Source organism: Xanthomonas floridensis (genome assembly GCF_001642575.1).
Classification (GTDB): Bacteria; Pseudomonadota; Gammaproteobacteria; order Xanthomonadales; family Xanthomonadaceae; genus Xanthomonas; species Xanthomonas floridensis.
Window position 1 is genome coordinate 32,780 of sequence record NZ_LXNG01000014.1, and the last position, 26,552, is coordinate 59,331.

28 protein-coding genes and 1 other RNA gene are annotated in these 26,552 nt (G+C 63.6%); 26 read left to right on the forward strand and 3 right to left on the reverse strand.

Annotated features, from left to right (window positions below):
- The first annotated feature begins 3 nt into the window (after positions 1-3).
- The 23 genes from A7D17_RS09490 to A7D17_RS09600 all read left to right on the forward strand — a co-directional run bounded on the left by A7D17_RS09490 (position 4) and on the right by A7D17_RS09600 (position 19,305).
- The gene (locus tag A7D17_RS09490) at positions 4-1,098 is read left to right on the forward strand and encodes a DUF2213 domain-containing protein (protein WP_064508849.1); all 1,095 of its coding nucleotides are present in this window, start codon (positions 4-6) and stop codon (positions 1,096-1,098) included.
- A gap of 3 nt (positions 1,099-1,101) precedes the next feature.
- Positions 1,102-1,542: a structural cement protein Gp24 gene (locus A7D17_RS09495; RefSeq protein ID WP_064508850.1), complete on the forward strand. Its 441-nt coding sequence runs from the start codon at positions 1,102-1,104 to the stop codon at positions 1,540-1,542.
- Between the two features lie 13 nt (positions 1,543-1,555).
- Entirely contained in the window at positions 1,556-2,503 is a 948-nt protein-coding gene (locus tag A7D17_RS09500) for a DUF2184 domain-containing protein (protein WP_064508851.1), read from the forward strand.
- Positions 2,504-2,551: 48 nt separating this feature from the next.
- Positions 2,552-3,082: a hypothetical protein gene (locus tag A7D17_RS09505; protein ID WP_064508852.1), complete on the forward strand. Its 531-nt coding sequence runs from the start codon at positions 2,552-2,554 to the stop codon at positions 3,080-3,082.
- Between the two features lie 2 nt (positions 3,083-3,084).
- On the forward strand, positions 3,085-3,597 hold the full coding sequence (locus tag A7D17_RS09510; RefSeq protein ID WP_064508853.1) for a DnaT-like ssDNA-binding protein: 513 nt from the start codon (positions 3,085-3,087) through the stop codon (positions 3,595-3,597).
- Positions 3,594-3,950: a hypothetical protein gene (locus A7D17_RS09515; protein WP_064508854.1), complete on the forward strand. Its 357-nt coding sequence runs from the start codon at positions 3,594-3,596 to the stop codon at positions 3,948-3,950. Before A7D17_RS09510 ends, A7D17_RS09515 begins: the two co-directional genes overlap by 4 nt.
- Entirely contained in the window at positions 3,950-5,047 is a 1,098-nt protein-coding gene (locus A7D17_RS09520; protein WP_064508855.1) for a phage minor head protein, read from the forward strand. The genes A7D17_RS09515 and A7D17_RS09520 overlap by 1 nt, the downstream gene beginning before the upstream one ends.
- Positions 5,028-5,453, forward strand: a complete 426-nt coding sequence (locus tag A7D17_RS09525; protein WP_064508856.1) for a hypothetical protein — start codon at positions 5,028-5,030, stop codon at positions 5,451-5,453. The genes A7D17_RS09520 and A7D17_RS09525 overlap by 20 nt, the downstream gene beginning before the upstream one ends.
- Positions 5,450-5,851, forward strand: coding sequence for a phage tail terminator-like protein (locus tag A7D17_RS09530; RefSeq protein ID WP_064508857.1), 402 nt, complete (start codon positions 5,450-5,452; stop codon positions 5,849-5,851). The genes A7D17_RS09525 and A7D17_RS09530 overlap by 4 nt, the downstream gene beginning before the upstream one ends.
- A gap of 43 nt (positions 5,852-5,894) precedes the next feature.
- Positions 5,895-6,326: a hypothetical protein gene (locus A7D17_RS09535; RefSeq protein ID WP_064508858.1), complete on the forward strand. Its 432-nt coding sequence runs from the start codon at positions 5,895-5,897 to the stop codon at positions 6,324-6,326.
- 94 nt (positions 6,327-6,420) lie between these two features.
- The gene (locus tag A7D17_RS09540; RefSeq protein WP_064508859.1) at positions 6,421-6,888 is read left to right on the forward strand and encodes a hypothetical protein; all 468 of its coding nucleotides are present in this window, start codon (positions 6,421-6,423) and stop codon (positions 6,886-6,888) included.
- Positions 6,889-6,985: 97 nt separating this feature from the next.
- The gene (locus A7D17_RS09545) at positions 6,986-7,378 is read left to right on the forward strand and encodes a hypothetical protein (protein ID WP_064508860.1); all 393 of its coding nucleotides are present in this window, start codon (positions 6,986-6,988) and stop codon (positions 7,376-7,378) included.
- Between the two features lie 28 nt (positions 7,379-7,406).
- Positions 7,407-7,721, forward strand: coding sequence for a phage tail assembly chaperone (locus tag A7D17_RS09550; protein ID WP_064508861.1), 315 nt, complete (start codon positions 7,407-7,409; stop codon positions 7,719-7,721).
- A 3-nt stretch (positions 7,722-7,724) separates the two neighbouring features.
- Complete coding sequence (locus A7D17_RS09555) at positions 7,725-11,129, forward strand: phage tail tape measure protein (protein WP_064508862.1); 3,405 nt, start codon at positions 7,725-7,727, stop codon at positions 11,127-11,129.
- The gene (locus A7D17_RS09560; protein WP_064508863.1) at positions 11,129-11,461 is read left to right on the forward strand and encodes a phage tail protein; all 333 of its coding nucleotides are present in this window, start codon (positions 11,129-11,131) and stop codon (positions 11,459-11,461) included. Before A7D17_RS09555 ends, A7D17_RS09560 begins: the two co-directional genes overlap by 1 nt.
- Before the next feature lie 8 nt (positions 11,462-11,469).
- Positions 11,470-12,252 (forward strand): hypothetical protein, encoded by a 783-nt coding sequence (locus A7D17_RS09565; protein ID WP_064508864.1) that lies wholly within the window; start codon positions 11,470-11,472, stop codon positions 12,250-12,252.
- A gap of 5 nt (positions 12,253-12,257) precedes the next feature.
- A complete protein-coding gene (locus tag A7D17_RS09570; RefSeq protein WP_064508865.1) occupies positions 12,258-12,725 on the forward strand; it encodes a DUF4376 domain-containing protein in 468 nt (155 codons plus the stop codon).
- Positions 12,722-13,420, forward strand: a complete 699-nt coding sequence (locus A7D17_RS09575) for a phage minor tail protein L (protein ID WP_064508866.1) — start codon at positions 12,722-12,724, stop codon at positions 13,418-13,420. The genes A7D17_RS09570 and A7D17_RS09575 overlap by 4 nt, the downstream gene beginning before the upstream one ends.
- 60 nt (positions 13,421-13,480) lie before the next feature.
- The gene (locus tag A7D17_RS09580; RefSeq protein ID WP_064508918.1) at positions 13,481-14,224 is read left to right on the forward strand and encodes a C40 family peptidase; all 744 of its coding nucleotides are present in this window, start codon (positions 13,481-13,483) and stop codon (positions 14,222-14,224) included.
- Complete coding sequence (locus tag A7D17_RS09585) at positions 14,221-14,823, forward strand: tail assembly protein (RefSeq protein ID WP_095522587.1); 603 nt, start codon at positions 14,221-14,223, stop codon at positions 14,821-14,823. The genes A7D17_RS09580 and A7D17_RS09585 overlap by 4 nt, the downstream gene beginning before the upstream one ends.
- Positions 14,820-18,281 (forward strand): TipJ family phage tail tip protein, encoded by a 3,462-nt coding sequence (locus A7D17_RS09590; RefSeq protein WP_082861847.1) that lies wholly within the window; start codon positions 14,820-14,822, stop codon positions 18,279-18,281. Before A7D17_RS09585 ends, A7D17_RS09590 begins: the two co-directional genes overlap by 4 nt.
- Positions 18,281-18,580 carry a hypothetical protein gene (locus A7D17_RS09595; protein ID WP_064508868.1) on the forward strand — a complete coding sequence of 100 codons (300 nt, stop codon included), beginning with the start codon at positions 18,281-18,283 and terminating at the stop codon, positions 18,578-18,580. Before A7D17_RS09590 ends, A7D17_RS09595 begins: the two co-directional genes overlap by 1 nt.
- Positions 18,580-19,305, forward strand: a complete 726-nt coding sequence (locus tag A7D17_RS09600; RefSeq protein ID WP_153041926.1) for a hypothetical protein — start codon at positions 18,580-18,582, stop codon at positions 19,303-19,305. The genes A7D17_RS09595 and A7D17_RS09600 overlap by 1 nt, the downstream gene beginning before the upstream one ends.
- On the opposite strand, the gene A7D17_RS09605 is transcribed toward A7D17_RS09600, so the two are convergent.
- The gene (locus A7D17_RS09605) at positions 19,299-19,793 is read right to left on the reverse strand and encodes a hypothetical protein (RefSeq protein ID WP_064508870.1); all 495 of its coding nucleotides are present in this window, start codon (positions 19,791-19,793) and stop codon (positions 19,299-19,301) included. The two genes, A7D17_RS09600 and A7D17_RS09605, sit on opposite strands and share 7 nt — an antisense overlap.
- Before the next feature lie 241 nt (positions 19,794-20,034).
- Between A7D17_RS09605 and A7D17_RS24035 the strand changes: the two genes are divergently transcribed.
- Entirely contained in the window at positions 20,035-20,394 is a 360-nt protein-coding gene (locus A7D17_RS24035; protein WP_153041927.1) for a hypothetical protein, read from the forward strand.
- A 736-nt stretch (positions 20,395-21,130) separates the two neighbouring features.
- Positions 21,131-21,664: a hypothetical protein gene (locus tag A7D17_RS24040; RefSeq protein WP_153041928.1), complete on the forward strand. Its 534-nt coding sequence runs from the start codon at positions 21,131-21,133 to the stop codon at positions 21,662-21,664.
- Between the two features lie 555 nt (positions 21,665-22,219).
- On the opposite strand, the gene A7D17_RS09620 is transcribed toward A7D17_RS24040, so the two are convergent.
- Positions 22,220-23,467 carry a tyrosine-type recombinase/integrase gene (locus A7D17_RS09620; RefSeq protein WP_064508873.1) on the reverse strand — a complete coding sequence of 416 codons (1,248 nt, stop codon included), beginning with the start codon at positions 23,465-23,467 and terminating at the stop codon, positions 22,220-22,222.
- A 104-nt stretch (positions 23,468-23,571) separates the two neighbouring features.
- Positions 23,572-23,968: a transfer-messenger RNA gene (ssrA, locus tag A7D17_RS09625) on the reverse strand.
- Positions 23,969-24,101: 133 nt separating this feature from the next.
- Between ssrA and A7D17_RS09630 the strand changes: the two genes are divergently transcribed.
- Positions 24,102-26,537: a S8 family serine peptidase gene (locus tag A7D17_RS09630; RefSeq protein WP_064508874.1), complete on the forward strand. Its 2,436-nt coding sequence runs from the start codon at positions 24,102-24,104 to the stop codon at positions 26,535-26,537.
- Positions 26,538-26,552 lie beyond the last annotated feature (15 nt).

The window sequence follows — 26,552 nt, forward strand, 5'->3', positions numbered from 1 at the left end:
ACCATGTTTCTGAAAGATCGAGTCTCGGTGACGGCGCCACGCCGCACCGCGGACGGCTACCTCGTGGCCGACGCAAAGGTGGCGCGCACCGGCATCCAGAACTACCTGGGGTCGGAGGTCGGCAAGCCGGAGATGCCCATCGTGCGGCTGTACCGGCCGCCGGAGGAGGTCTTCTCTGACGCCACGCTGCGCAGCTTCGCGCACCGGCCGATGACCAACGACCACCCGCCGGTGATGGTCGATGCCAGCAACTGGAAGCAATACGCAGTCGGCCAGACCGGCGACGAGGTGCGACACGACGACAAGTTCGTGCGCGTGCCGCTGGTGCTCATGGACAAGGCGGCCATTGCCGACTGGGAGGCCGGCAAGGTCGAGCTCTCCCAGGGCTACACCGCCGAGATCGTTTTCGAGGACGGAGTGACACCCGAAGACGAGCCGTACGACGCCGTGCAACGAAACATCCGCAACAACCATCTCGCGCTGGTCGACCGGGCGCGTGGCGGTGAACACCTTCGTATCGGCGACGACAACTCTCAGAGGAACACTTCAATGCCTGACATCAAGACCAGGACCGTCATGGTCGATGGGCTGCCGGTCGAGTGCACCGACGCCAGCGCCATCGCCATCGACAAGCTGCAGCGTCAGCTCTCCGACTCCAACGCAGTTGCCGCGCGCCAGGCAACCGACCACACCGCAGCCCTCGCGCTGAAGGATGCGGAGATCGCCAAGCGCGACGCCGCGATCGACGACCTGACGAGCAAGGTGCTGGATGCCGCTGCCCTGGATGCGCGCGTGCAGGCGCGTGGCGACCTGTTGGCCACGGCCAAGGCGATCCACGACGCCGACTATCGCGGCAAGAGCGATGCGGACGTTCGCAAGGCGGCCGTCATCGGCAAGCTCGGCGACGCCGCCATCGCCGGCAAGGGCGACGCCTACATCGAGGCGCGCTTCGACATCCTCGCCGATGGCGTCAAGGCGTTCGATCCGGTTGCGCGCACATTGAGCGATGGCGCAGCACACCGCACCGTCGTCCAGGACAACGGCTATGCCGCGGCCGTCGCCGGCCTCGATTACCGCACCAAGAACCAGGGGGCCTAAGCCATGGCACTGCAAACCAACTATCCGGACATCCAGCCTGCAGCCGTGCGCGGCATGCAGGCCACGATGATCCCGTCCACGGTCATCTCCCGCACCGTCGAGGACGTCGCCGGCCTCGCATTCGGCCTGGCCGTGGCACAGGGCGCGGCAGAGAAGGGTGTTGTCACCTTCGGCGGCGCCAACCTGAAGTTCGTCGGCATCACGCTGCTGGACCGCTCGGCCACTGGCCTGGATCTGTTCCCGCAGCGTGCATCGGCGCGAGTCATTACCAAGGGCGACATCTGGGTGACCGCTTCCGTCGCTGTCGTTGCTGGCGACCCGGTGTATCTCACCGCAGCTGGCGCGTTCACCAACGTCGCCACCAACAACACCGCCATCACCGGCGCCCGCTGGGACACCAGCACCACCGCGGCGGGCCAGTTGGCCGTCGTCCGTCTCGGCTAAGGAGCCAAGCCACATGCGTGCACATCCACTTTTCGACGCCCAGGTAGTCATGGGCTTCGTGGTCTCGCAGACCACGATCATCGAGCCCGGCGTCTACCGGACCGTCTATCCGGACATCCAGTACCGCGACCTGATCCCGGTCGACACCTCCGGCAGCGAGTTCGCCACGTCGGTCACCTACTACTCGCAGGACCAGTACGGCAAGGCAGACTGGATCAACGGCAATGCCGACGACATCCCGAAGGCCGGCACCAACCGCTCGCAGTTCCAGACCGGCGTGCAGACTGCCGGTATCGGCTACGGCTATGGCTGGGAAGAGGTCGGCCGCGCGCAGCTGCTCGGCATCAACCTGTCCAACGAGGACGCCGCCGCCGCGCGCCGTGCCTCGGAGGAGATGGTCGACCGGGTCGCGCTGCTCGGCGACGCCAACAAGGGTTTCAGCGGCCTGTTCAACGCCGCCGGCGTGACCCCGGTTGCGGCTCCCACCGGGGCATGGGGCACCCTGCAGGTGCCCGGTACCGCCACGTCCGACGAGATCGTCGGTGACATGAACGCGGCGCTGATCAACGTCTTCAATGGCACCAACACCACCGCGATCGCCGATCGCCTGCTGCTGCCGTGGTCGAAGTACATGCTCATCTCCACCAAGAAGATGAGCGAGTACAGCGACCTCACGGTGCTGCAGTACTTCCTGGCCAACAACGTCTACACGGCAACCACGCGGCAGCCGCTGGACGTGCGCGGCCTGCGCGGCTTGGATAACGCCGGTGTCGGCAATGTCGCGCGCATGGTCGCGTACCGCTACGACGCGAACGTGCTGAAGCTGCACATGCCGATGCCGCATCGCTTCCTGCCGGTGTACCAGAGCGGCCCGCTGCGCTGGGACGTACCGGGCGTGATGCGCCTGGGCGGCCTGGACGTGCGCCTTCCCAAGCAGGTCGTCTACGTCGACGGCATCTGATCCACCACGGCCCCGCGCGTCATCGGCGGGGCCACACCGGAGCATGCAATGAAGATCAGCAACAACCACAAGACGGCGCTTGCCTTGCCGGATGGCACCGAGATCATCCCCGGCTCGCCGGCCACCGTGCCGAACTGGCAGGCCATCAAGAAGAACGCCGTCGTGCAGGCGTGGCTCGCCGCCAACATCCTGAGCGAGTCGGAGGACGATACCGCCCCGTTCCTGCTGGGTACGTTCAACCTGCCCGAAAGCATCCTGCTGATCGAGGGCGGCGACAGCGTCACCCGCGACGACGTGGTGCAGCACGCCTTCAAGGCCTCGGCCCTGTCCCTGGAGGACTGGAATTCGCTGGGCGAAGTCGATCGCGAGGCACGCATCAGCGCATCGCTCGACGCGCTGAAGGCCGAAGCCGCGGCAGCTGCCCAGGCGGTGATCGATGCGCAGACCGCAGCCGACCAGCGGAAGGTCGACCTGATCGCCAAGTTGGAAGCCGGCGGCATCAAGCACGACAAGCGCTGGGGCGTGGACAAGCTGCAGGCCGCGCTGGACGACGCCGAGAAGTCGAATACCGGGAGCTGAGCATGTACGGCACGCTGGCAGGAGCAGACGACTATCACCTGGCTCGGGGGAATACCGCTTGGGCCGCAGGCAGCGAGGCGGCACGCACGGCAGCCCTGGTGCGCGGCACCGACTACATCGACGGCCGGTACCGGGTGCTGCTCGCGTCGGGCCGGTGGCAGTCCCTGTTCCCTGGCGTGCGTACCGCAGGGCGGGGCCAGCCCAACGAGTGGCCCCGCACCGGTGCCACCGACAACGCAGGCGCCTCCATCGGGCCGGAGGAGATCCCGGGCGAGGTGGAGCGGGCAACGTATGAAGCTGCACTGCGGGAGCTGGCCAGGCCGGGGAGCCTGTCCCCCGATTTCGTCGCGAGCGCTCAGGCGATCCGGAAGAAGGTCGGCCCCATCGAGGTGGCGTATAGCGAGAAGGGCGCCGATGGCGGCGTGCCGAATCGTCCAGTGGTCACGGCGATCGATGAGATCCTCGGGCCGCTGCTGCGAACCCCATACACGGGCCCTGCGGTGATGGTCGTATGAGCCAGTTCTACGACGAGATGCAGGCTGTAGCGGAGGAGCTGATCGAAGAGTTTGGCTATGCGGCGCAACTCCAGCGCGCAGGCGCCCCGACAGGACCGCCGCACAACCCGCAGCCGGGCCCAGCCACTCGGCACGACTGCAAGGTGGTGGAGCTGGAATACAGCCTCATCAATCGGGATGCCACCCTGGTGCTCAAGGGCGACAAGCTGGGATTGATCAGCACCGCGATCGATACCGTGCCCACCCTGAGCGACCGCATTGTGCTGGGTAACGATCTGTTTACCTTTATTGACCTGCAGCCGCTGTCCCCTGGTGGGCAGGTGCTGCTCTACGAATTCCATGCGAGACGCTGATGGCCGCCACGACTTCCCGCCAACTCGAACAGCTGGCGGCGAAGCTGGAGCCGGCCATCGCGCGCGCATTCCTCAGGGCGATTTCCGAGGTGACCAATCAGGCAGGCGTGCAGCTCATCGCGGACCTGCTGCAGGCCGGGCGCATCGACGACGTGCTCACGGTCATGGGGCTGGACGAGCCGCGGTTCGCCGATCTGGCCGAGGCGCTGCGCAGTGCGTACGGCGCCGGTGGGCAGCAGGGCGTGATGGAGATACCGAAGCTGCGCGTGTCCCTGGATCCGATCATCACCGGCAACTACCGACCACGGACGGCGGTGCAGTCGCCCGCGCTGCGCCCAACGTTCGACCTGCGCAATGCGACCGCCGAAGCATGGCTGCGCGATAAGTCCAGCAACCTCATTACCGGCATCGTCAACGACCAGCGCACGCTGATCCGCAACGTGCTGGAGAGTGGGATGGTCGCCGGCCGCAATCCACGACAGAGCGCTCTGGACATCGTGGGACGCGTCGGTGACACAGGCCGGCGCACCGGTGGCGTGCTGGGGCTGACAGCGCAGCAGGGCCAGTTTGTGCAGAGCATGCGCGGCGAGCTGGCCAGCGGTGACCCAAGGGAAATGGCGAAGTACTTCGGTCGGAAGCGCCGCGACAAGCGCCTGGACGGGATCGTCAAGCGCGCCATCGCCGCCGGCAAGCCGGTATCGCAGGCAGACATCGACAAGATCGCTGGCCGCTATGCCGACCGGCTGCTGCAGCTACGTGGCGAGATGATCGCCCGCACCGAGTCCATCGGCAGCATGAGCGCTGGCCGGGAGGAGGCGTATCGCCAGCAGATCGAATCGGGCGCGCTGGCGCCGGAGAACGTGGCCGGCACATGGTCCGACACCGGCGACAAGCGCACGCGGCACACGCACAAGGCTATGAACGGGCAGCGGCGCGCGTTCGGGGAGCCGTTCCAGTCGCCGAGCGGGGCACTGATGAATTACCCGGGCGACACGAGCCTCGGTGCAGGACCGGAAGAGATCGTCGGCTGTCGCTGCACGAAGCAGTACCGGATCGACATGACGGCGGAGGTGCTACGTGGCAAGCAAGTTCGGTGACCAAGTGCGGGCCTTCACCGAGAAGGCGAAGCAGCGGCAGGAGGCCATCTTCCGCGAGTCCGCGCAGGCGGTGATGGACCAGGCGAACACCCCGGAGGGCAGGGGCGGACGCATGCCGGTCGACACCGGCTTCCTGCGCAACTCGGTGGCGGCGTCGAAGGACGGGCCAGCTTCGTCGGAAAGCGGTGATCCCGCGCTGGTCTTCGCCGCGTTGCAGCTGGGCGAATCGGTGTGGGCGGGCTGGACTGCAGCCTATGCGCTGCGCATGGAGCACGGCTTCAGTGGCAAGGACAGCCTGGGCCGGCAGTACGAGCAGGCCGGCAAAGGCTTCATGCGCGCTGCCGCGCAGAACTGGGACTTCATCGTCGACGAGGTCACCGCGAAGGTGAAGGCACGCATCCCATGAGCAACACCGAGATTTACGACGCATTCGCAGGCCTGGTCGGTGCGTTCGCCGCGGCGCAGGGCTTGCCGTGCTCCTACCCGGGCCTGGCCTTCACACCGCCGGCTGATGGCGCATGGCTGGAGCTGCAGTGGTTCCCGAACGAAACACAGAACTACGGCATGGCCGACGATGGCCCGTCTCTGCTGCAGGGCTTCGGCCAGCTGTCAGCGTGCTACCGCCCCGGCGGCGGGATCATGGTCGGCACGCGCATCACCGATCAGATCATCGCCGCCTTCGCCAAGGGCACTACCTTCGCCGGCATGCGCGTGTACCGCATGCCCTGGACCTCAACCATCATCCAAGACCCGGAGCGGCACATGCATCCGGTGACCATCATGTGGCGCGGTTTCGACGGGTGAGGTCGGTGCTAGGCTTGGTGCTCGAATACTGCCGAGATGACAGATGATGGATATCGATGATTTGCAAGCTGAGTTGAAAGGCATTGACTTGGGTGACCTACCAGACGATCTCTCATCGGGATTGAGAGGTATGGTCGCCGGCATCCAGGCAGAAATCGACTCTCAACGCTCGCAGATCTCGCGAGCTGCGCCACGGCCTGACGGCGTGAGGCATGCCATCTTCTGGCTAAAGCTCGCAGTCGACTCTGCACGTCTCAACAAGAAGATCAGGGACAAGATTGCTGAGTTCAACAGGCAGCTTGAACAGGAGCGCGGCGACGCACAAACCAGGGCAGATATTGCTCTGTTGGAAAGGATGATCACAGACTCCAGGGACTACGAAAGAGACGTTCTTGAGCAGTCGGCACTATCGATCAACAGGACGCCAGAAGACCTCGGGCTGAGTGACGACAGCACATCGAGCTTAAGAATGTAAGTCCAAGCAAACAGCCCGCCGAACAGCGGGCTTCTTTTTTCCAACCCCGCCCCGTGGCGGGTTTTTTTATGCCCAAAGCGAGGAGATATCAGCAATGGCTGAGGCACAAACCAACAGCGGTTCCAAGCTCTACATCTGCGCGACGCCGCAGAACAACGACCTCACCGAAACCCAGTTCAAGGCGCTGACCTACGTCCAGGTGAAGAAGGTCGGCAGCGTCGGCGAGCGCGGCTTGACCACCAACATCGTCACCTACGACACGTGGGACACCGCGGTATCGCTGAAGGGCAAGGGCATCTCCAATGCCGGCGACCCGGAGGTCGAGATGGCGCGCGACCTCGCGGACCCCGGCCAGATCGCCATGCGCGCAGCTGGCCAGCCGACTGTCACTGACGCCTACGCGTTCAAGGTCGAGCGCCCTTCCGGCGAAATCGAGTACCTGCGCGGCCTGGTCACCGGTCCCCGCACGCCGGGCGGCCGCAACGAGGACTTCGTGTTGCACGTCTACTCGCTCGCCCTGAATCAGGTGCCGATCGAAGTGCCGGCGCCCGTCACCCCATAACGGAACAGCAGGGGATAGGGCGGCCGCCTGACAAGCCGGACCTGATCCGGCCGGCTTCCCCTGCTTCATGTCCCGGATCTATCACCAAGGATCACCTATGACCGAATTGACCACCATCGTGGCCGCCGAGCGCGCCATCGACATCAAGCACCCCGCCACCGAGGCAGCCGTGGGCCTGCGCATCACGCTGCTTCCCGACAGCCACCCGAAGGTGCGCGCCGCCAGCCGCAAGGCGCTGAACGAACGTCTGATGGGCAAAGGCAAGCTAACCGCCGAGAAGATGGAGCAGGGCCGCATGGACATGCTCGTGGCGTCCGTCGGCGCGTGGGAGTGGAAGGGCGATCTCACCTTCCACGGCGCCAAGCCTCCGCTCACCGACGATGCGCTGCAAAAGGTGCTGAAGGAGCTGCCCTGGATTGGCGAGCAGATCGACGCGGAGCTGGGGAACCGCGCGGAATTTTTTCGCAGCGCTGACGGCGAGGATCTCTGACGCCACCTATCTCACCGTCCGGTACGACATGCCGGACGAGAAGGGCGAGACGCGCAGGCAGCGCAATGCGCGCTTCGAACAATCCACCCCTGACGTCGACATGCCTGAAGAGGCGGTCCATGTCTGGGAGTGGTTCTGGCTGATCTCCGGCCGGCGCAAGTCCGGGCCAGAAGCGATCTCCTACTCCGACATCGGCGAATGGCAGCGGCTCACGCTGCGTGACGTCCTGCCGGAGGAGGTAGAGATGCTCATGGCCATGGACGACGCCTATTTGCGTGCCGTGCGCGAAGAACAAGCAGCGGCGCGCGAGCGTCCGCCCGAACCTGGCAACACCTGGAGTTGACTGATGGATATCGCCGAACTCGGTTACCGGGTGGATTCGAGTGGGCTTGTGGAAGGCACTCAGGCGCTGGACCAGAACGCCGCGGCTGCCGACAAGGCCAGTGGAGCAGCCGACCGCCTGGAACGCGGTTATCAGGCCATGTCTCGCACGATCGAGCGTTCTGCTAGCTCGCTCGGCGATCGGCTGGGTGGCGCCCTGGACCGGATCAACACCGGTACCGGTAGCGTCATCATTGAGCTGCAGGCGCTGAACCGTGCGCAGTCGGAGATTGTGGCGGCCCTGGGCGCACTGGAGGGCAAGCTCTCTGGGGCTTCGGCAGGGTTGCAGGACTACAGTGCCGCCGGCAAGGACGCCGCGGCCAGCGCTGCCGCATCGGCGACGGCATCAGCGAGGCTCGAGCAGGAGCTGGCCGAGCAGGAGGAACGCTACCGCGATGTGGCGAGGCAGGCGATGGCCTACGCAGAGGCTCAGCGCACTGCCAACGTCTCCGACCGTGCGTTGGCAGAGGCTGCGCGGGATGCTGCTGCTGGGATCGATGTCCAGGCCCAGGCCATGGCAAACGCGGGCACGGAGCAGGAGCGCATGGCGGCGCGCGCGAAGGCGATGCAGGAAGCCGAAGCGCGTGCGGCGAACCAGGCCAGGGAGGCGGCACAGGCGGCGCATGCACAGGAGATCAACCTCAAGCAGCTGCTGGCGCAGATCGATCCCACCATCGCAGCGTTGAACCGCCTTGCCGAGATGGAGGACAAGCTGGAGAAGGCGCAGGAAGGTGGCCTGATCAACGAGTCTGGCTTCACGCACTACCAGGGCCGGATCGATGCGATGCGCCAAAGCGTGCTCGATTCACGCTCGGCGCTGACGGACGGCGCAGACGCGATGAACGGCTACGGCATGTCTGCTCGTCAGACCAGCAACGCCATGCGCATGGTGCCGGCGCAGATCACCGACATCACCACCAGCCTGATTAGCGGGCAGCCGGCTTGGCAGGTGGTCATCCAGCAGGGTGGCCAGCTCTTCGACATGTTCGGTGGGTCTATTCCGGCACTGCGGGCGGTCGGCACAACGATCCTCGGCATGATCAACCCTCTCACTGTGTCCGCAGCTGCTGTGGTCGCACTGGGGGCCGCATGGCAGCAGGCACAGGGAGAGCTGTATAGCTTCCAGTTGGCCATGGTCCAAAGTGGGCATAACGCTGACATTTCGGCCGCGCAATTCGCTGGACTAGTCGCGGAGATCGACAAGTTGGCTGGCGTGAGCCGCGGACAGGCCGTAACTGCGCTCAACGCAGTGGCTGGGTCCAGCGAATTCACAGGCAAACAGTTCCTCATGGTGGCTGAGGCGGCGGCACGCATGGAAAGCGCCACGGGTCGTTCTGCCGAGCAGACCGTCGCTGCATTCGAAAGCATCGCCGATAATCCGGTCGACGCTCTCGCGCGCCTGGACAAAGCCGAGAGGTTTCTGACTCGCGCACAGATCGACCGAATCATGACGTTGCAGGACGAAGCGAAAGAGCAGCAAGCAGTCGACGAAGCCTTGCTCCTGTTCGATCAACATCTCAAGGACGTCGCTAATACCGCCGAAACCCACATGCCTGCCATGAGTCGCTGGTGGCGAGAACTGAAGAATGAAGTGTCAGGCGCATGGGGCGAGGTGCAGACCTATGCAACTCTTCTCGATGGCGTGATTGCGAAGCATGGGATCGCTGAGCGGCTCGACTTCAGTAGCGGCTTTTCCAAGTCGTCTGGTCTGATCGGGGCCGTTGCTAGCATGCTCCCAGATGGATGGGCGTCTGGAGTCAACAACTGGGCGAAGGGCGCACTGGCTTCCGCTGGAGGCAGCAACGGACTGCCGACCCCAGTTTTCGGCATCACCGTCACTGGCGAAGAAGGGATTGAGGACTACGTCAAGCTGCTGAAGGAGAACAAGGCGGCAGAGGATGCTGCATCCGAAGCGCTCACCGCACGATTGGCAGGCTTGGATCGAGTCGCATCTAAGCAAGAGGCGATCAAGAAGATCGTCGAGCTCTATAACCAGATCCCAAAGGACGATGCTCGCCACTTCGACGGATCGATGCAACGCCTAATTGCGCAGTCCAATGCGCAAGTCGACAAGCAGTTCAACCAGCGGGAAGGCGTCGGCAAGGCCAATACGGACGACAACGCGGCGCAGAGCTTCATTGCCAACGTGCAGCGACAGATCACCGCCAACGAACAGCTGGCCGACAGCGGTGACAAGGTGTCGGCCAGCGACCGGCTGGTGATCCAGGCGCGTCAGCTGCTGGCCGACAAGACCAACACGATGACGGCGGCGAGCAAACAGTTGCTGCAGGCGATGATCCCGCAGCTGCAGGCGAGTGATGTGCAGGCCGAGAAGGCGAAGCAGGCACAGCGCAACCTGGTGGCGCAGGCGGCACTGACCGAACGCCTTGCTCAGCTGGAAAAACAGCGACAGGAGCAGTCGGATGTCGACCTGATGAGCATCGGGCGCGGTGCAGATGCCACGCAGATGCTGCAGCGTCAGCTCGACATCCAACGGGAGTACCTGCGCGAAAGGGAGAAGCTGGAAAAGGACCAGCGTGGGCGCAATCCGCTGAGCGCTGAGGCGTATCAGAGCAGCGTGTCGGACCTGGAGAGCAGCTTGGCTCGCTCGCTGGACATCGAGCGAAACTACCAGCAGCAACGTATTGCGATGCTGGGTGACTGGCGAACCGGAGCGCGGCGGGTATGGGACGACTACGCATTCTCCGCCGCGAATGCATCAGAGACCGCTGCGTCAGCGCTCACCAACGGGCTGAGCGCGGCGGAGGATGCGTTTGTTCGCTTCGTGCAGACGGGCAAGCTGTCGTTCTCGTCGCTCGCCAAGTCGATCTTGGCCGACTTGGCGCGCATCGCTGCTCGGCAGGCAATCGTGGGCGCAGTCGGTTCGATCGTCGGCTCCCTGGCAGGTGGCGCCGCCGGCTCCTGGACGGGCACCAGTGCGAGCGCTGGAAGCAACCTCAACTTCGGCAACAACGTTGATAGCTTCACCGGCAACAGCTGGGCGAGCTTTGGTGGTGGCCGCGCGAGTGGCGGCGACGTATCCAATTCGTCGATGTACGAGGTGGGCGAGTTCGACCGGCCGGAGATCTTCAACGACCGGCGCGGCCGCAGCTACCTGATTCCTGGCAACGACGGCACGGTGGTGCCGATGCATCGGCTGGCATCCGGCAACGGTGGCGGCTCAGCCACTCCCACCTTCAACGTGAGCATCAACACCGTGGTCCAGAGCGATGGCAGTAGCAGCACCTCGGCAACCGCCGGGGACGATAACGCAATGGGGCGCGCGCTAGCGAAGTTGATCGAGCCAGAGGTGAAGCGGGTGCTGGTGCAACAGATGCGGCCGGGTGGCCTGCTTGTAGGAGCGCGGTGATGGCTGACGTCTTCTTATGGAAGCCCACCTCACAAAGCAGCGGCACCGCGACTGGCGCGGTCAGGAGGGCGGCCTTCGGCGACGGCTACAGCCAGTCGGTCGCAGAGGGCATCAATCCGGTCTCGCGGTCCTACCAGCTGACATTCACTGGGCCAGAAGAGCAGATGAAGCAAATCGCGGCGTTTCTCGATACGCATATCGGTCGCTCATTCATCTGGACGCCGAGAATCGGCGCGCAGGGCTTCTACCAGTGCGACGGGTACAGCGACCGCGGTGAGGGCGGGGCGATGCTCTCCATCAGCGCCACCTTTGAACAGAAATTCCAGCCATAGAGGGCCACATGGCACGCCAAGTAATCGATCAAACCACGATCTTCCCGGATGGCAGCATCGGCGAAGATGCCTTCACTGCCTTCGCCAAAATCAATGAGATGACACTGGAGCTGTTTGCCCAGAGCTTCAACACTTTCCGCACTGGGCTTGGTGTCGAGTGGGTAAGTGGCACAGCCCTGCGGGTGCTCCCTGGCGCAGCCTACGTACCCAGTGTGCAGCGGATCGTGGCTCTGTCAGCCGACACCATTGTTCCGATATCGGGTGTTCCAGCCAACACCTTCGCGCACCTATACCTGACGGCGACCGGCGCCATCGAGGCGTCAACGACTGCACCCAGCGCCCGGTATGCCGGCCGCGCACGCACGAAGACGGGCGATGCTTCTCGGCGATACGTCTTCAGTTTCCGCGTAGGTGCGACCGACGTGCAGCGCTTCACTCACCACGCCGAAGCCGGATTGGTCTTCTGGGTGACTTCGGTCAATGCTGCTCCATTCATCCTCGCAAGCGCTGTTTCGGCGACCACCGCGACAACGATCTCGGCTGCGAACGCTACACCAGTAACTGCGGTCTCTGTGCTCCTGTCCATCCTGAACTATGGCAACTCGGGCGCCTACGTATTGCTCAGCAATAGCGAGGGACCGGTGCCGCCGTCTGGATACCTTGCAGTCGTTGGCCCGGGCACCGGGGAGCCAGAGTTGCCGCTGGACGCGTCGCGCAGCTACACCTACGTGTTTGACGGAACCGGCAATGGATCGTTTCACCGGTGCCGCGGCTATCGGTTTGAGAGGTGACTGGCATGTACGCAATCAACGGCGCGGGCTTCCGCGCGATCAGCGAGGCATCGGACCTGCAGGCAGGCGAGGTGCTCTCCTTGGAGTTCCCTGAGCACCTGATCGGTCCGCCTACGACGCTGGAAGGTATGAAGCTGGCAGCTAAGGCGCGAGCTACCCAACTTCGTTGGGAATGCGAGACCGGCGGTGTGTCCATAGGCGACGTGCAGGTTGGCAGCACAACTGAAGACCAGAATCGAATCAGCAGCGTGCTTGCCGCGGCCGGCCTGGGCACCGTGGAGCAGGTCGACTTCAAGGCGAACAGCGGCTGGGTGACGCTGACCCTTGCCGAGATCCGGGGCATCGCAGCGGCGATCAGTGCGCACGTGCAGGCTTGCTTCACCGCTGAGCGTGCCCATCACGAAGCCATCGATGCAATCGGCAATATCGAGGAGCTGCAGGCCTACGACGTGGCCGCTGGCTGGCCGGCATGAGCATTCTCGCCGACATCCAGACGCTGGAGCCGGGCGCGCGCGTGACGCTGTTCGAGCTGGACGCCACGTCTCTCGGTGCCGATTCGCTGCTGTTCCATCCGCACCAGCAGAGCACGCCGATCGTCTGGCAGCAGCAGGTCTACGATCCCTGGCCGGTCGAGGCGACAGGCTTCGAGCGCACCAGCGACCAGCCGCCGAACCCGCGGCTGCGCGTCGGCAACATCGACGGCACCATCACCGCGCTGTGTCAGCTGTTCGACGATCTGGTGGGCGCGCGCGTCATCCGCCGACAGACCCTCACCAAGTACCTGGATCCCGAGAACTTCGCCGGCGGCAATCCTGCAGCCGACCCGGACGAGCACTTCCCAGACGAAATCTGGTTTATCGAGCGCAAGGTCAGCGAGGACGATGAGGTGGTTGAGTTCGAGTTGGCCACTGCAGCGGACCTTAACGGCGAGCAGTTGCCCGGCCGCCAGATCATCGCCAACACCTGCAGCTGGATTATCCGCGGCGGATACCGCGGCCCGTACTGCGGGTACAACGGCCCGCCTGTCGCCGACATCAACGACAACCCGGTGAGCGATCCGTCGCTGGATGTCTGCGGCGGCAAGGTCCGGTCCTGCAAGTTGCGCTTTGGCACGAATAACCCGCTGCCTTACGGCGGATTCCCAGCAGCAGGTCTGCTGCGCACGTAGCGCGGCTTTCATCCATCACACCAAGGCCCGCCATGTGCGGGCCTTTTTATGGGCGACCACATGGAACACGCAACGCTTCTGGCCATCCAGGCGCATGCCACTGGCGAATACCCCCGCGAGTGCTGCGGCCTGATCGTGCACGCGCCAACCGGTGAGCAGTACCGGCAGTGCCGCAACGCGGCGACCACACCCAGCGAGCATTTTATCCTGCCAGCCGAGGACTATGCCGCTGCGGAGGATGCCGGGCAGGTGGTGGCGCTGGTGCACAGCCATCCCAACGTGTCGGCGCATGCTTCGGATGCGGATAAGGCGATGTGCGAAGCCAGCGGGCTGACCTGGCACATCATCAGTGTCGGCCAGATCGACGGCGTGCCGGAGTGCGGTGAGGTGCAGACCATCCAGCCGAGCGGCTACGTCGCGCCGCTGGTCGGGCGCCAGTTCGCCCATGGTGTGCTCGACTGCTACACGCTGGTGCGTGACTTCTACGCGCGCGAGATGGGCATCGATCTGTCGCAGTACGAGCGCGAAGATGACTGGTGGAACAAGGGGGGCGACCTGTACGCGCTGGAGCGCCTGCAGACTGAGGGGTTTTCCGAAATCCAGGACGATCCGCAGCGCGGCGACATGATCGTGATGCAGATCCGTGCGCCGGTGCCGAACCATGCTGGCGTCTACCTGGGCGAGGGGCAAATGCTGCACCACCTCGCTGACCGTCTGTCCGCGCGGGTGCCCTACGGCGGTTACTGGGCTGACCGCACCGTGCGCGTCGTGCGCCACAAGCTCGCTGCCGGCGGTGTTGCATGAGCATGCAAGCAGTGCCCAAGGTGCGCGTGGTGCGTCTGTACGGCGTATTGCGGGCCAAGTTTGGCAAAGAGTTCCGACTGGCAGTAGCGTCGCCTGCCGAAGCTATTCGCGCACTCTCCGTGCAGCTTCCAGGCTTCCAGGCGTTCCTTATGGGCGCCAAGGACCGAGGTCTGACGTTCGCCGTCTTCAACGGCCGCCGCAACCTAAGCGAGGACCAACTCCACGATCCGCCGGGCGATGACGCGATCCGAATCGCGCCGGTGTTGCAGGGCTCCAAGCGTGGTGGAGTGCTGCAGACGATCGTCGGTGCAGTTCTGGTGGTCGCTGGTGTCGTGCTTACTGCGTATGGATTCGGAGCGGTAGGCGTTCCCCTGACCAACGCTGGCATCGCGATGGTTATCGGCGGCGTGGTGCAGATGCTCTCGCGGACCCAGAAGGGATTGGGCACTCAGGAAAGTCCAGAAAATCGACCCAGCTATGCCTTCAACGGCCCGGTTAACACCCAAGCACAGGGCAACCCGGCGCCGGTGGCATACGGCGATACGTGGACAGGGTCTGCCGTCATCAGCGGCGGCATCTATGCAGAGGATCAACAATGAGCGGTGATGCACAGGAACGGGCAATGTCCCTACAGGGGGCCAAGAAGGGCGCTAGCTCCGCCCGCACACCGGTGGAAACTCCGGACAGCCTGCAATCGATCGCCTTCGCAAAGATCATCGATCTCATCAGCGAGGGCGAGATTTCAGGGCTGAAGGATGGCCTGCGGTCGGTCTACCTGGATGGCACGCCTCTACAAGGGGCTGATGGTGGCTTCAATTTCCAGAACGTTCGATTCGAGAAACGCGCCGGCTCGCAGGACCAAGAGCACCTGGCCGGCTTCCCTAGCGTGGAGAACGAGAATTCGGTGAATGTCCAGCTGCGCAGCGACCAACCAGTCGTGCGGAGCTTCACCAATCCAGACCTGTCGGCGATCCGCGTACGCATCGCGGTGCAGGCGCTGCAGAAGACCAACACCACAAACGGCGACATAGAGGGGCACAGCGTCAGCTACGCGATCGACGTGGCCACCGACGGCGGCGCTTTCAACACGGTGATCTCCAACGCTTTCACCGGCAAGACCACCACACTCTACGAGCGCAGCCACCGCGTGGACCTGCCAGAGGGCAGCCAGTGGCAGATCCGTGTGCGCCGCCTCACGCCCAACGCCAACAGCGCAACCATCGCGGACACCACGCTGGTGCAATCGATGACCGAGATCATCGACGCCAAACTGCGCTACCCAAATTGCGCGCTCGCAGCGCTGGAAGTGGACGCGAGCCAGTTTCAGGCCATCCCCACCCGCGCCTATCGTGTCCTTGGCCGCATCGTGTCCGTGCCGAGCAACTACGACCCGCAAGCGCGGACGTATGCCGGTATCTGGGACGGCACCATGAAACCAGCCTGGACCAACAACCCGGCCTGGGTGTTCTACGACCTCGTGACGAATGACCGGTTCGGACTGGGTCATCGCATTCCTGCAGCCGGGGTCGATCGGTGGCGCCTATATCAGATCGCGCAGTACTGCGACCAGATGGTCAGCGACGGGATGGGAGGGCAGGAGCCTCGCTTCACCTGCAACATGTATCTGCAGACCAGGCAGGACGCCTACAAGATGCTTCAGGACATGGCGGCGGTGTTCCGCGGCATCACCTACTACGCTGCCGGGCAAGTGCTCGCGTCGGCGGACATGCCGCAGGATCCGGTCTACACGTTCAACCAGACCAACGTCATTGACGGCCGGTTCGTATATTCCGGGTCGGCGCGCAAAGTGCGCCACACGGTCGCTCTGGTTTCCTGGAACGACCCGGACGACTTCGGCCGGGCCAAGGTGGAGACTGTCGAGTATCGGCCGGGCATTGCCCGCTACGGCATCCAGCAGACAGAGGTTGCTGGCATGGGTTGCACTTCGCGTGCACAAGCCCAGCGCATTGGGCTGCATATCCTGTACACGGAGAACCTTGAAACTGAAACGGTCACGTTCGGTGTCGGCCTCGAGGGTGTTGTGCCGCAGCCTGGCGACATCATTGAGGTAGCTGACCCGAATCGAGCCGGCCGCCGAAATGGTGGGCGGATCAAGGCTGCCGGCTCGCGCTCCGTTGATCTCGACGTTGTCCCGCCCGGGCTGAGCGCCGGCGACACCATCCGCGTGCTGGGCAGCAACGGCCGCAGCCAGTCGCGCACAATCAACGGCATCGCCGGCAATACGGTCTCCGTGGCGGTGCCATGGTCGACTGTGCCGGTGGCCACGTCGGTGTGGGCAGTCTCCACCGCTGAGCTCGCGCTGCAAACATTCCGGGTGCTGGCCGTCACCGATGGCGATGGTGCCGAGAACGCCATCACCTACCAGATCACCGGCCTCGAACACGTGCCGCAGAAGTTTGCCGCGATCGACGATGGCGCGCGCATTGAGCTGCCGCCGATCAGCATCATCCCGCCGAGCGTGCAACCGCCGCCGACCAACGTCCGTCTGTCTTCGAACAGTTTCGTCGATCAGGGCATTGCACAGCACGTTCTGACGATCGCGTGGGATCCGGCGGACAAGGCCATCGCCTACGACGTCGAATGGCGCCGCGACGACATGGATTGGGTCAAAGCGGGCCGCGCGACAACTGCTAACCTGGATGTGCGCGGCATCTACGCAGGCCAGTATCTGGCGCGCGTGCGCGCGGTGAATGCGCTCAACGCAGTGTCCATGCCGGCGATGTCGCCCCTCACCGAAATCACCGGTAAGACCGAGCCGCCGCCGTCGCTGGCCAGCCTCACCGCCGCAGGCATCATCTTCGGCATTGAGCTGTCGTGGTCGTTCCCGCAGGGCGCAACCGATACCGAGCGAACAGAGATCTGGTACAGCCCGGCCAACAACCTCGAGGTGGCGACCAAGCTGGGCGACTTCGCCTATCCGCAGGCCAAGCACTCGATGCTCGGTCTTGCCGCCGGTGCGCGCTTCTTCTTCTGGGGGCGGCTGGTCGATCGGAGTGGAAACATCGGGCCGTGGTATCCGTTGACCAACGGAGTTATGGGGGAAAGCAGCACTGATGCCACGGCCATACTCGCGTACCTGGCCGGCAAGATTGGCCTAACCGAGCTGTCGCAGGAGCTCCGCCTCCCGATCGAGTCCATCAGCGACCTGGTGCCGCTGGTGTGGGACGAAGGAGCGACCTATAGCACCGGGCAGACGGTGGTGCGGGGCGGGATCATCTGGAGCTGGGTGCCGTCGGAGCCGGGCAACGAGGAGCCGCCGGGCACGAAGTGGCAGAACGTCGGCAACGCGATTGCCGAGGCTGGTGCCATCGTGGGCGAGGTCAACTCGCTGAAGCTGCAGATCAATGACCCGGAGAGCGGCCTCGCGGCCATCGGTGAGCGCACGGACGGCCTGGTCGCCCAGATCAGCAACCGGCATGCGGGTGATCGGGATTGGCATGCAGGCGACCGCAACGTGTTCGCGGGCACACGGACCTGGCAGACGGTCATTGCTGAAGGGGATCGCGCGCAAGCCCGGCGGTTGGACACGGTGGAGGCATCCATCGGCGACGTCTCTGCGAGCGTCCAGCAGGCCAGCCAGACGGTCGTCGACCTCAATGGCAGGATCAGCGCGACCTACACGGTGAAGGCGCAGATCACGAGCGCCGGGCAGATCTACATGGCCGGCATGGGCGTGGGCGTCGAGCAGCAGCAGGACGGCAGCTTCCAGAGCCAGATATTGATGCAGGCCGATCGCTTCGCGGTGATCAACGTCGCCAACAACGCAGTCACTTCGCCGTTTGTGATTCAGGGCGGGCAGGTCTTCATCAACCAGGCTCTGATCGGCATCGGCTGGATCACGAACGCGATGATCGGGAACCAGATCGCTTCGACGTCGGTCAACGGCTCGGGCCTGCCGCGCTGGGAAATCAACAAGACTGGCGGGCGAGTAGTGCGCGGGGATGGGTTCACCATCAACGAACACCCGAACTATGGCTGGCGGATGACGGACAACGCCACAGGCGTCAACGTGATCGAGCTCGGGGAGCTTCTCTGATGGCGCGCGGCATTCGGCAGCGTGATCTGGCCGGCAATATCCTGATCGACATCTCGACCCGCATGCCGAGTAAGTCCGGCGCGGTCACCATCGCTGCAGGGTCGAGTGGCTCCGTCGCCGTGCCGGCCTTGGGCACCAACGAGATCCACTTCTGGTTTTCCGCCAGCAGTAGCGCGCAGTACGCGCAGGCGCCGCTGTTCACCGTCAACGAGCAGGCCGGCACGATCAGCTGGAACTACGGCGGTGGCAGCAACCAGGGCACGCAGATCGGCGGCGTGCTCACTTACGGGAGGTACTGATGGCTTTGGGCGTGCGGATCCGGCCCGAGGGCGGGAACATCATCCAGATCGATACTCGCTACGAAAACCTCGCACTGAAGGAGAAGGCGACGGTCACTGCTGTCGGTGCCAACGCGGCTAACCCGAACCAGGGCATCGGCTTCGCCACCGTTACTGTTGGCGGTGGCAACTCCCCACTGATAGCCGTCACCTGTGCAGCTTTCGTTGGCCTGCGGAGCCGGTCCCAGAGTGGAAACACGTTCACCTTCGAGCTGGTGTGCGAGACGGCCAATACGGCTATCCAGTATTACGTTTTCGACACGACCGACGTGGCGCAAATGGCTTTCGTGATGAGCAAAGGTGTGCGGTTCCGTGACCCGGCCACGGGTCGCATCGCCTTCGACTCTCGCTACAAGTACATGAGGGTGATCGGGCGCATGCGTACCACTGCCGGCACCAGTCAGACGGATTACCCGACCCAGGGCGACGGCGTGGCCATTGCGCTTGGTCACACAGGGGCGTCCTACACAATCGTGAGTGGCGTCATTGGTGGTGGTCCGAACTGGGTGATGGACCGCTTGGCCTACGTGGCCGGTGTGCGCTACACGCCAGGCGTCGCGTCGGCCAAGGGGATCAACACCTACTACGACCATGCCGAGGGCACGCAGGGAAATCCCCCTGCGCCCTCGGGCACCTACGGCACAATGCAGGTCGACTGCCTGCTGCTCAACGTCCGCAACTACTGAGCCGGGGCCACGCGCCGCACACCGGTGCGGTCCTGGAACTTGATGCTCCACGGCGTGATCAGATAGCCGGGACGGCGATAGTAGATGGCCGGGATGTGGTCTTCGCGCGCGTCCTTGGCGATGCCATTGACGAGCACGTAGGGCGCTGAGGTCTTCGGTACCGCGCACACATCCTGGCGTCCGTCGGTTTTGAACGCCAGGCTGTACGGGCCGGCGCCGAGGATCTGGCCGCACACCACGGCCCGGGTGCTTACTGAAGCGGCCCGTGCGCGCGGGGCGATGCGAATCAGGAAGGCGTCCAGGCTCTCGCCGGCGGCCGACGTTTCCTGGTGCAACTCGGTGGTCTGGCCGAACTTCACCGGCGGCGGGTCAGCGGCGAGAGCGGGCAGGGTGGCGCCAAGCAGCGCCATGGCGGTGGTGGCAAGGAATGGGCGCATCACGTTCTCCGGATCAGCTGCGCCGGCCTGTTGCCGGCGGCGCGAGATCATCTCGACGCGAGATCAAGATGCGCGGCGAGCGCTCAGGAAAAAACGTTCATCTGCCGACGTTTGCGCACGATGTATCCCTACCCGGGGCTCGGGAATCCCTGACGCTTAGATGCGGCGGTGGCCGATATTGCTAGGTAGCTCCCGACCGCAATCTATCCATGCCGGACGCGGGGCCATTGGCAGCTCATCCCGCGGAGCTTTGAGCAAGCTCACGCCGGCTCCCCTATTCCATGGAGCTGTTATGAAATTCTTGATTGCCCCCGCATTCGCTCTTGCTCTGCTTGCTGCTTCCTCGGTGGAAGCTGCCACATACCAAACCGTCGTCGAAGGATATGCTCGCTCAGCGGGTGGTCAGACCGTCGATGCGACGCCGCAGTGCCCTGCAGGATTTACGCCGATTTCCGGCGGTTGGGACACAGGCTCCCCGAACGCCGTTACCTTTGTCGGTGGCCAGCCCGAGAATAACGGCAGAACTCTATCCATGAACGCCGGTCGCTTCTCCGTTGTGGGGAGCTATCCGAATGGCAATGGTTGGCGCACCTACGGCTACGTAAACGGGCCGACGATCGTCAACATCTACACGATCTGCGCTTCTCCGTAATTTGCGCACTTAAATGCGCAGGGTGGAGCTGTAAGCACCACCCTGCGTAGCGTAGCGCCTGAGCACCGCCAGTTCGGCACACGGGCATACCGGCTGAGGCCGCCAGTCTCGGTCGGTCACTGCGCAATTCCAGTGTTTCGGGGATGCAATCCCATTCAGTGACTCGCCCGTTCATAATTTAGCCCGGCACGACTTGTGGTCTGTCTGGCCAAAATCGACGCTATACCCCTACATGTTGTGGTTCTTTGACTGAGTCTCGCCGCCCACTGAGAACCCATGAACGAGTGGCTTTAGGCCCAGGAACTTGTGGACACCCTTGGCAGTCGGACTTACGCTTCGGGCCAGATCTATACAGGGATGAGGGTGTGGCTCAAGGGAAAAAGGACGTTGCCGTTAAGGTAACGATTGCACAAGCAGTGAGGGACGTCTTAATAACGTCCATGAACAAGGGGCAGTTGCCCCTGCTAGCAGTTTGCTCGATTGTTTTCCTAGTGATCTATCGACTGACACCCGAGGCAAGTGAGCAATTGGCGAGAGAGGTAGTTGCTAGGATGGTTGATTGGTCACTTGTTGGCTGGGTGTTGACACTGGCTCTGTCGTTTGGATGGTGGTTTCACTCGAAGGCAACGCGTGAGAGGTACAAGGTAGAACTAGCAAGGATTGGACAAGAGAAGTCAGCAGCTCAAAACGTCGCTAGCGGAGGAAAATTTGCGGGAAGCCGCACGAGGAGATGAACGTGGCCACACTAATAATTTTACTGGGAGTTTTGGCTTTAGGGCATTTTTTGTATGAAGGCGTGATTGCGCCGAGCTTGAGAGATAGGCTCAATGACGAGATGTTTGAGCTCCGCGATAGATTGAGAAGAATAAAGCTTGAGCAAGGAGAGGCGTGTCCGCAACAAGCATTCGAGATTGCTCATAATGGAATAAATCAATATGTGCATCGTCTCCATTGGGTTACGATTTCCTTCGTGGTCGAATTCAACCGATCTCACAGAAAGTTTCGCAATGAGGTTAAAGATAGGCGAGATGTAATCGCGAGATGCGGCGTCTCTGAACTTAAAGATGTTGTAGATCGCGGGAATCAAATAGTAGAGCGCGCGCTTATCGTTAATAGCGGCGCAGTGCTTCTGGTCTCATTTCCATTTGTTGTGTTGGGTGTGACGGTTTTTCAGTTACCGATTAAGCTTTATGCCAAGGCGGCAGAGCTCTTTGCCACGCCGGAGAGACGAACTGAACAAGTTCTTAGTAAGTTGCACTTGGCGACTTAACATCAAGGCCCCAATAGGGGCCTTTTTTATTGATGAATTTACAGTCTCGCCTCTTGCGACGAGGCGTTGTCAATATCAATTTAATCAATCGATCGAAGTGAATTTGCGTTTTGAACCCGGAGATAGCACATGTGCTACTCAGCCGAGATCCAAGGCTGACCACCATATTCGGCCAATCTCCAGACGCTCCAGGCGATCTTCGACGACAAGTGTCATCCCTTCTCGAGCACCGGCTAGCGGCTTGACCATGCTCCCAGACGGCTTCCATTGGACACAGGCCCACCAACACCAGGAAGGACCGCCGCGCCTGCTTGCCTTGCGCAGCACGGGCGTGGCGCGAATGGGACAGCGGGTGGACAACCGAGCCTGGTACATCCTGCTCGACTACCACCTGCAGAGCATGGAAAGGCCGTCCAGGCACCGGGCCTGCACGAGTTTCGAATCTGGTCTGGCCGGCGCAGAGATGTGGGTGTGCCGGCACGAAGCCAGGCTGCGCGCCGAAGTTGCTGCGATCGAGGCTACTCGGCCTAAGCACTGCGGTGCGGGCTAGCCGATCTACGGCACCTGTCGTCGCAACTCGTCCAAGTAATCGGCCCATCGCTGCATCATCCGAACGCGCTCTGCGAGGTGGCTCGTGCGGTTGTAGGCCCGGCCGTTGGGATCCTTCACCGCGTGCGCCAGCTGGTGCTCGATGATGTCCGGCCGAAAGCCCAGGATCTCGTCGAGGATCGTGCGGGCCGTGGCGCGGAAGCCGTGGCCGGTCACCGTGCCCACCTCGTAGCCCATGCGGCGCAGAGCTGCGTTCACCGCGTTGTCTGACATCGGCCGCAGCTTCGTCCTGGTGCTGGGGAAGAGGTAGCGGCCGGCGCCGGTGAGCCGCTGCAGGTCATCCAGGACAGTTAGCGCCTGGCGCGAGAGCGGCACAACGTGCGGCTGCCGCATCTTCATCTTGTCGGCGGGGATGTTCCACCGTGCCGCCTCGATGTCGAATTCTGACCACTCGGCCTGCCGGAGCTCGCCGGGCCGCACGAACAGCAGGGGCACCAGTACGAGGGCGCAGCGCGTGACGTAACTGCCCTTGTAGCCATCCATGGCGCGCAGGAGCGGCCCCAGCTCATCCGGGTCCGTCACTGCCGGCAGATGGCGCTCGGGCGTTGGCTTCAGCGCGCCGCGCAAGTCAGCTACCGGGTTGCGGCTGGCACGCCCGGTGGCGATGGCGTAACGCATGACCTGACCGCAGTTCTGCATGATCCGATGCGCTGACTCGAAGGCGCCACGCTTCTCGATGCGCCTGGCCACCGCCAGGAACTCGGGAGCATCCAGTTCCGCCGCCGGCCGCGCGCCGATGTACGGGAACACGTCGTTCGTGAACCATCCGACGACCTTCACGCGGTACCCATCCACCCAGTTGCGCTTCTCCAGCCACTCGTTGGCGATCACTTCGAAGGTGTTGGCGCCGAGCACTGCGCGCGCAGCGGCGGCAGCTTTCTTGTGCTCACCCGGGTCGATACCCTGGGCCAGCAGCTGGCGCGCCTCATCGCGGCGCTGCCGAGCGAGAGCCAGTGGAACTTCGGGATAGACACCGACAGCCAACAGCTTCTCTTTGCCTGCGAACCGGTACTTCCAGCGCCAGTAGCGCCCACCGTTCACGGCGACCATCAGATACAGGCCGCCGCCATCTGAGAGCTTCTGCGGTCGGTCGGAGGGCTTGGCGCGGCGTATTGCGAGGTCGGTCAGGGGCATTGGGGGTATCAAGGTCGGCCGAGTGGCGAGATACCCCAATATGTACCCCCAACGTCGCAGGGCCTGATACGTTCACGTACGCACTGCATCGCACATGAAAAAGGCCGAGAACCCTTGTTTTGAGGGGATTCTCGGCCTTTCATGGTCTTTCTCAGACCTTCAGATGGTGGAGGTGGGCGGAATCGAACCGCCGTCCGGAAGCACTCCATCCCCGGCACTACATGCTTATCCCTCCGTTAGATCTCGTCCCCAGGCAGCACGGCGGGCAAAGCGCACCTGAGAACCAGCCTGCTTGATCTAACCGGCAGCTGACAGGCAACCACTACCGGCGGTTCCGTGATAATGACCCTACATCTACGAGCACGGGCACAAGTAGTTTCGGGGGTTCGCCTTAGGCGGCTGTAGAACTACAACTAAAGCCAATTAAGCGGCGATAGCGAAGTCCGAACCGTAGTTGTCGTCGTTGGCAACTAAAAGTTTGCTGCTGGATTAACGAGGAAAGCTGCCCCCTCGGCATGCGCCAAGCGACTTCGCGACCCCCGTCGAAACCAGTGCACCCCCGGGGAAAGCATCAAACGCTGACCTGGTCAGTGTAGGGATCGGCGCGCCCTGTCACAAGTGGTGCGACCTTCAGCGCTTACAGTGGCTTCAGTCCGTACCAAACGGAAAAGTCTGTTAGCGAAGGAGCGAAGCGATGGCGACAGGCAAGCCCCCACGTTCACGGCCCGCGCGTGCGACACCGGGCAAGACCAGCAAGCCCGTCTCCCGGCAGCGTGCCAATGCACCGCAAGCGGATGCGGTGGAGGCCACCACCACTCGCGTGCAAGGCAAGGCGCGCACGGTGATCTATATCCACGGCATCGGCAACAAGCCGCCGGCCGACGTGCTGCGTTGCCAGTGGGACACGGCCTTGTTCGGGCGGCCAATGGGCGAGCGCACACGGATGGCCTACTGGGTCAATCGCGAACGCTATCCGGTGCCCGAGCCAGGCAGTTGCGACAGCCGCGATGTCGGGCCGGCGCTGAACCAGAGCGTGCAACGAGCGTTGAGCACCCTGGGTCTGGTGCCAGGCGCGCAGGACCTGCATCTGTTGGCCGACGCGTTGGCCAACAACGCACAGGAACGCGCGGATCTGCACCGCCTGCTGGACGAACTGGAGGGCGCCAGCGCGCCGGGCAGCGTGCAGGCCAAGGGGCCGGTCGATGCCATCAACCGGGTGCTGCTGCGGCTGATCTCCGCCGCGCTGCTGCAGGATGTGCATGACCTGTTCTTCGTGCCCGAACGCGCGGCGCTGATGCGCGAGAGCCTGGCCCAGCGGTTGCGTGCCGGTGGCGGGCCGTTCGTGGTGGTTGCCCACAGCCAGGGGTCGATGATCGCCTACGACGTGCTGCGGCAACTGCAGGCAGCGGAGTGCGAGGTGACGCTGTTCGTGAGCGTGGGGTCGCCACTGGGGTTGCCGCAGGTGCGCAGCATGTTCAAGCGCTGGACCGGCGCCCGCAAGCTGCCGTTTCCCGACTGCGTGCAGCGCTGGGTCAATGTGGCCGACACCCGTGACCCGATCGCGTTGGACCCCGACCTTACCGACGACATCAGCAATGCCAAGGGGCGCTTCGAAAATCTGGCCGCTGCGCGCCTGAATCCGGATTGGCAGGACAACCCGCATTCGGGCTCGGGGTATCTGTCGATTCCGCAGGTGCGCGCGGCGGTGCGTCAGGCGGTCGGCGTCGGTTTCGATCAGCCGGTGTCCAACGCGGTGCTGATCAAGGATCTCAGCGAGCAGCTCGAAGCGCATGGTGCGGACTATCGGCATGAAGTCTTGATTGAGCTGGATCGGCGAGTGCTGGGCATGGACCCGGGCGGCGTGCGCGCCCAGTTGCTGAGCCAGTTGCGGCAGGTCGCCGCGCACAGCACCGGATTGAAGGGCGAGGCGCTGGACGAGGCGATCGAGCTGGAGGATGGTTTGCAGCGCTTCGTCTCCGCACGGCTGACGCGCTACGAGATCGAGTCGCTGCAGAGCCGTTACCGCGCACTGGGCTTTCGCCGGGTCTGGCGCGATGCCGGCAAGCGTGCGCTGATCCATGTCTCCGGCAATGTGCTGCACGCCGATGCGGCGCGCACCGCGTACCGCGCACGCGGGCAACAGATCGGTTGGGCGGTGCTGGACACCGGCATCGCGGCCAGCCATCCGCATTTCTACGTCAAGGGCCAACGCGACAACGTGGTGGCGCAGTGGGATTGCACGCGGCGCGGCGCGCCTGGACAGCTCACGCGTGCCGATGGACAGGCATTTGCCAGGCTCGATCGGCATGGGCACGGCACCCACATCGCCGGCATTATCGCCGGCCACTGCCACGCCTCGATTCCCGACGCGCAAGGCAATCCCGGCAGCCCGCTGGAATTGATCGGCATGGCGCCGGACACCCGTCTGTATGGCTTCAAGGTGCTCGACGATGCCGGAAACGGCCGCGATTCGTGGATGATCAAGGCAGTGCAGCAGGTGGCCGCGATCAACGAACGCGCCGGCGAACTGGTGATTCACGGGGTCAACCTGAGCCTGGGCGGCTGCTTCGACCCGGAGAGCTACGGCTGCGGCTTCACGCCGCTGTGCAACGAATTACGCCGGCTCTGGCGGCAAGGCGTGCTGGTGGTGGTGGCGGCCGGCAACGAGGGGCTGACCTGGCTGATGCAGAACGACGGCGGTGCGTATCCGGCCAATATGGATCTGTCGATCGGCGACCCGGGCAATCTCGAAGAAGCGATCGTGGTGGGGTCGGTGCACAAGAGCAGCCCGCACAATTACGGGGTGTCGTATTTCTCATCGCGCGGCCCCACCGCCGATGGTCGCAGCAAGCCCGACGTAGTGGCGCCGGGCGAAAAGATCGTCTCGGCGTACTACGACTTCGACCCGAAGGATCCCGCCAGCCTGATGGTGGAAATGAGCGGCACCAGCATGGCCGCACCGCACGTCTCCGGCGTACTGGCCGGTTTTCTGTCGGCACGCCGCGAGTTCATCGGCTTTCCGGACCGGGTCAAGCAACTGATGCTCGACACCTGCACCGATCTACAACGCGACCGCTATGTGCAGGGCAGGGGAGTGCCGAATTTGATGCGGATGCTTGGAGCGACGTGAGGGATCAGGAATGGG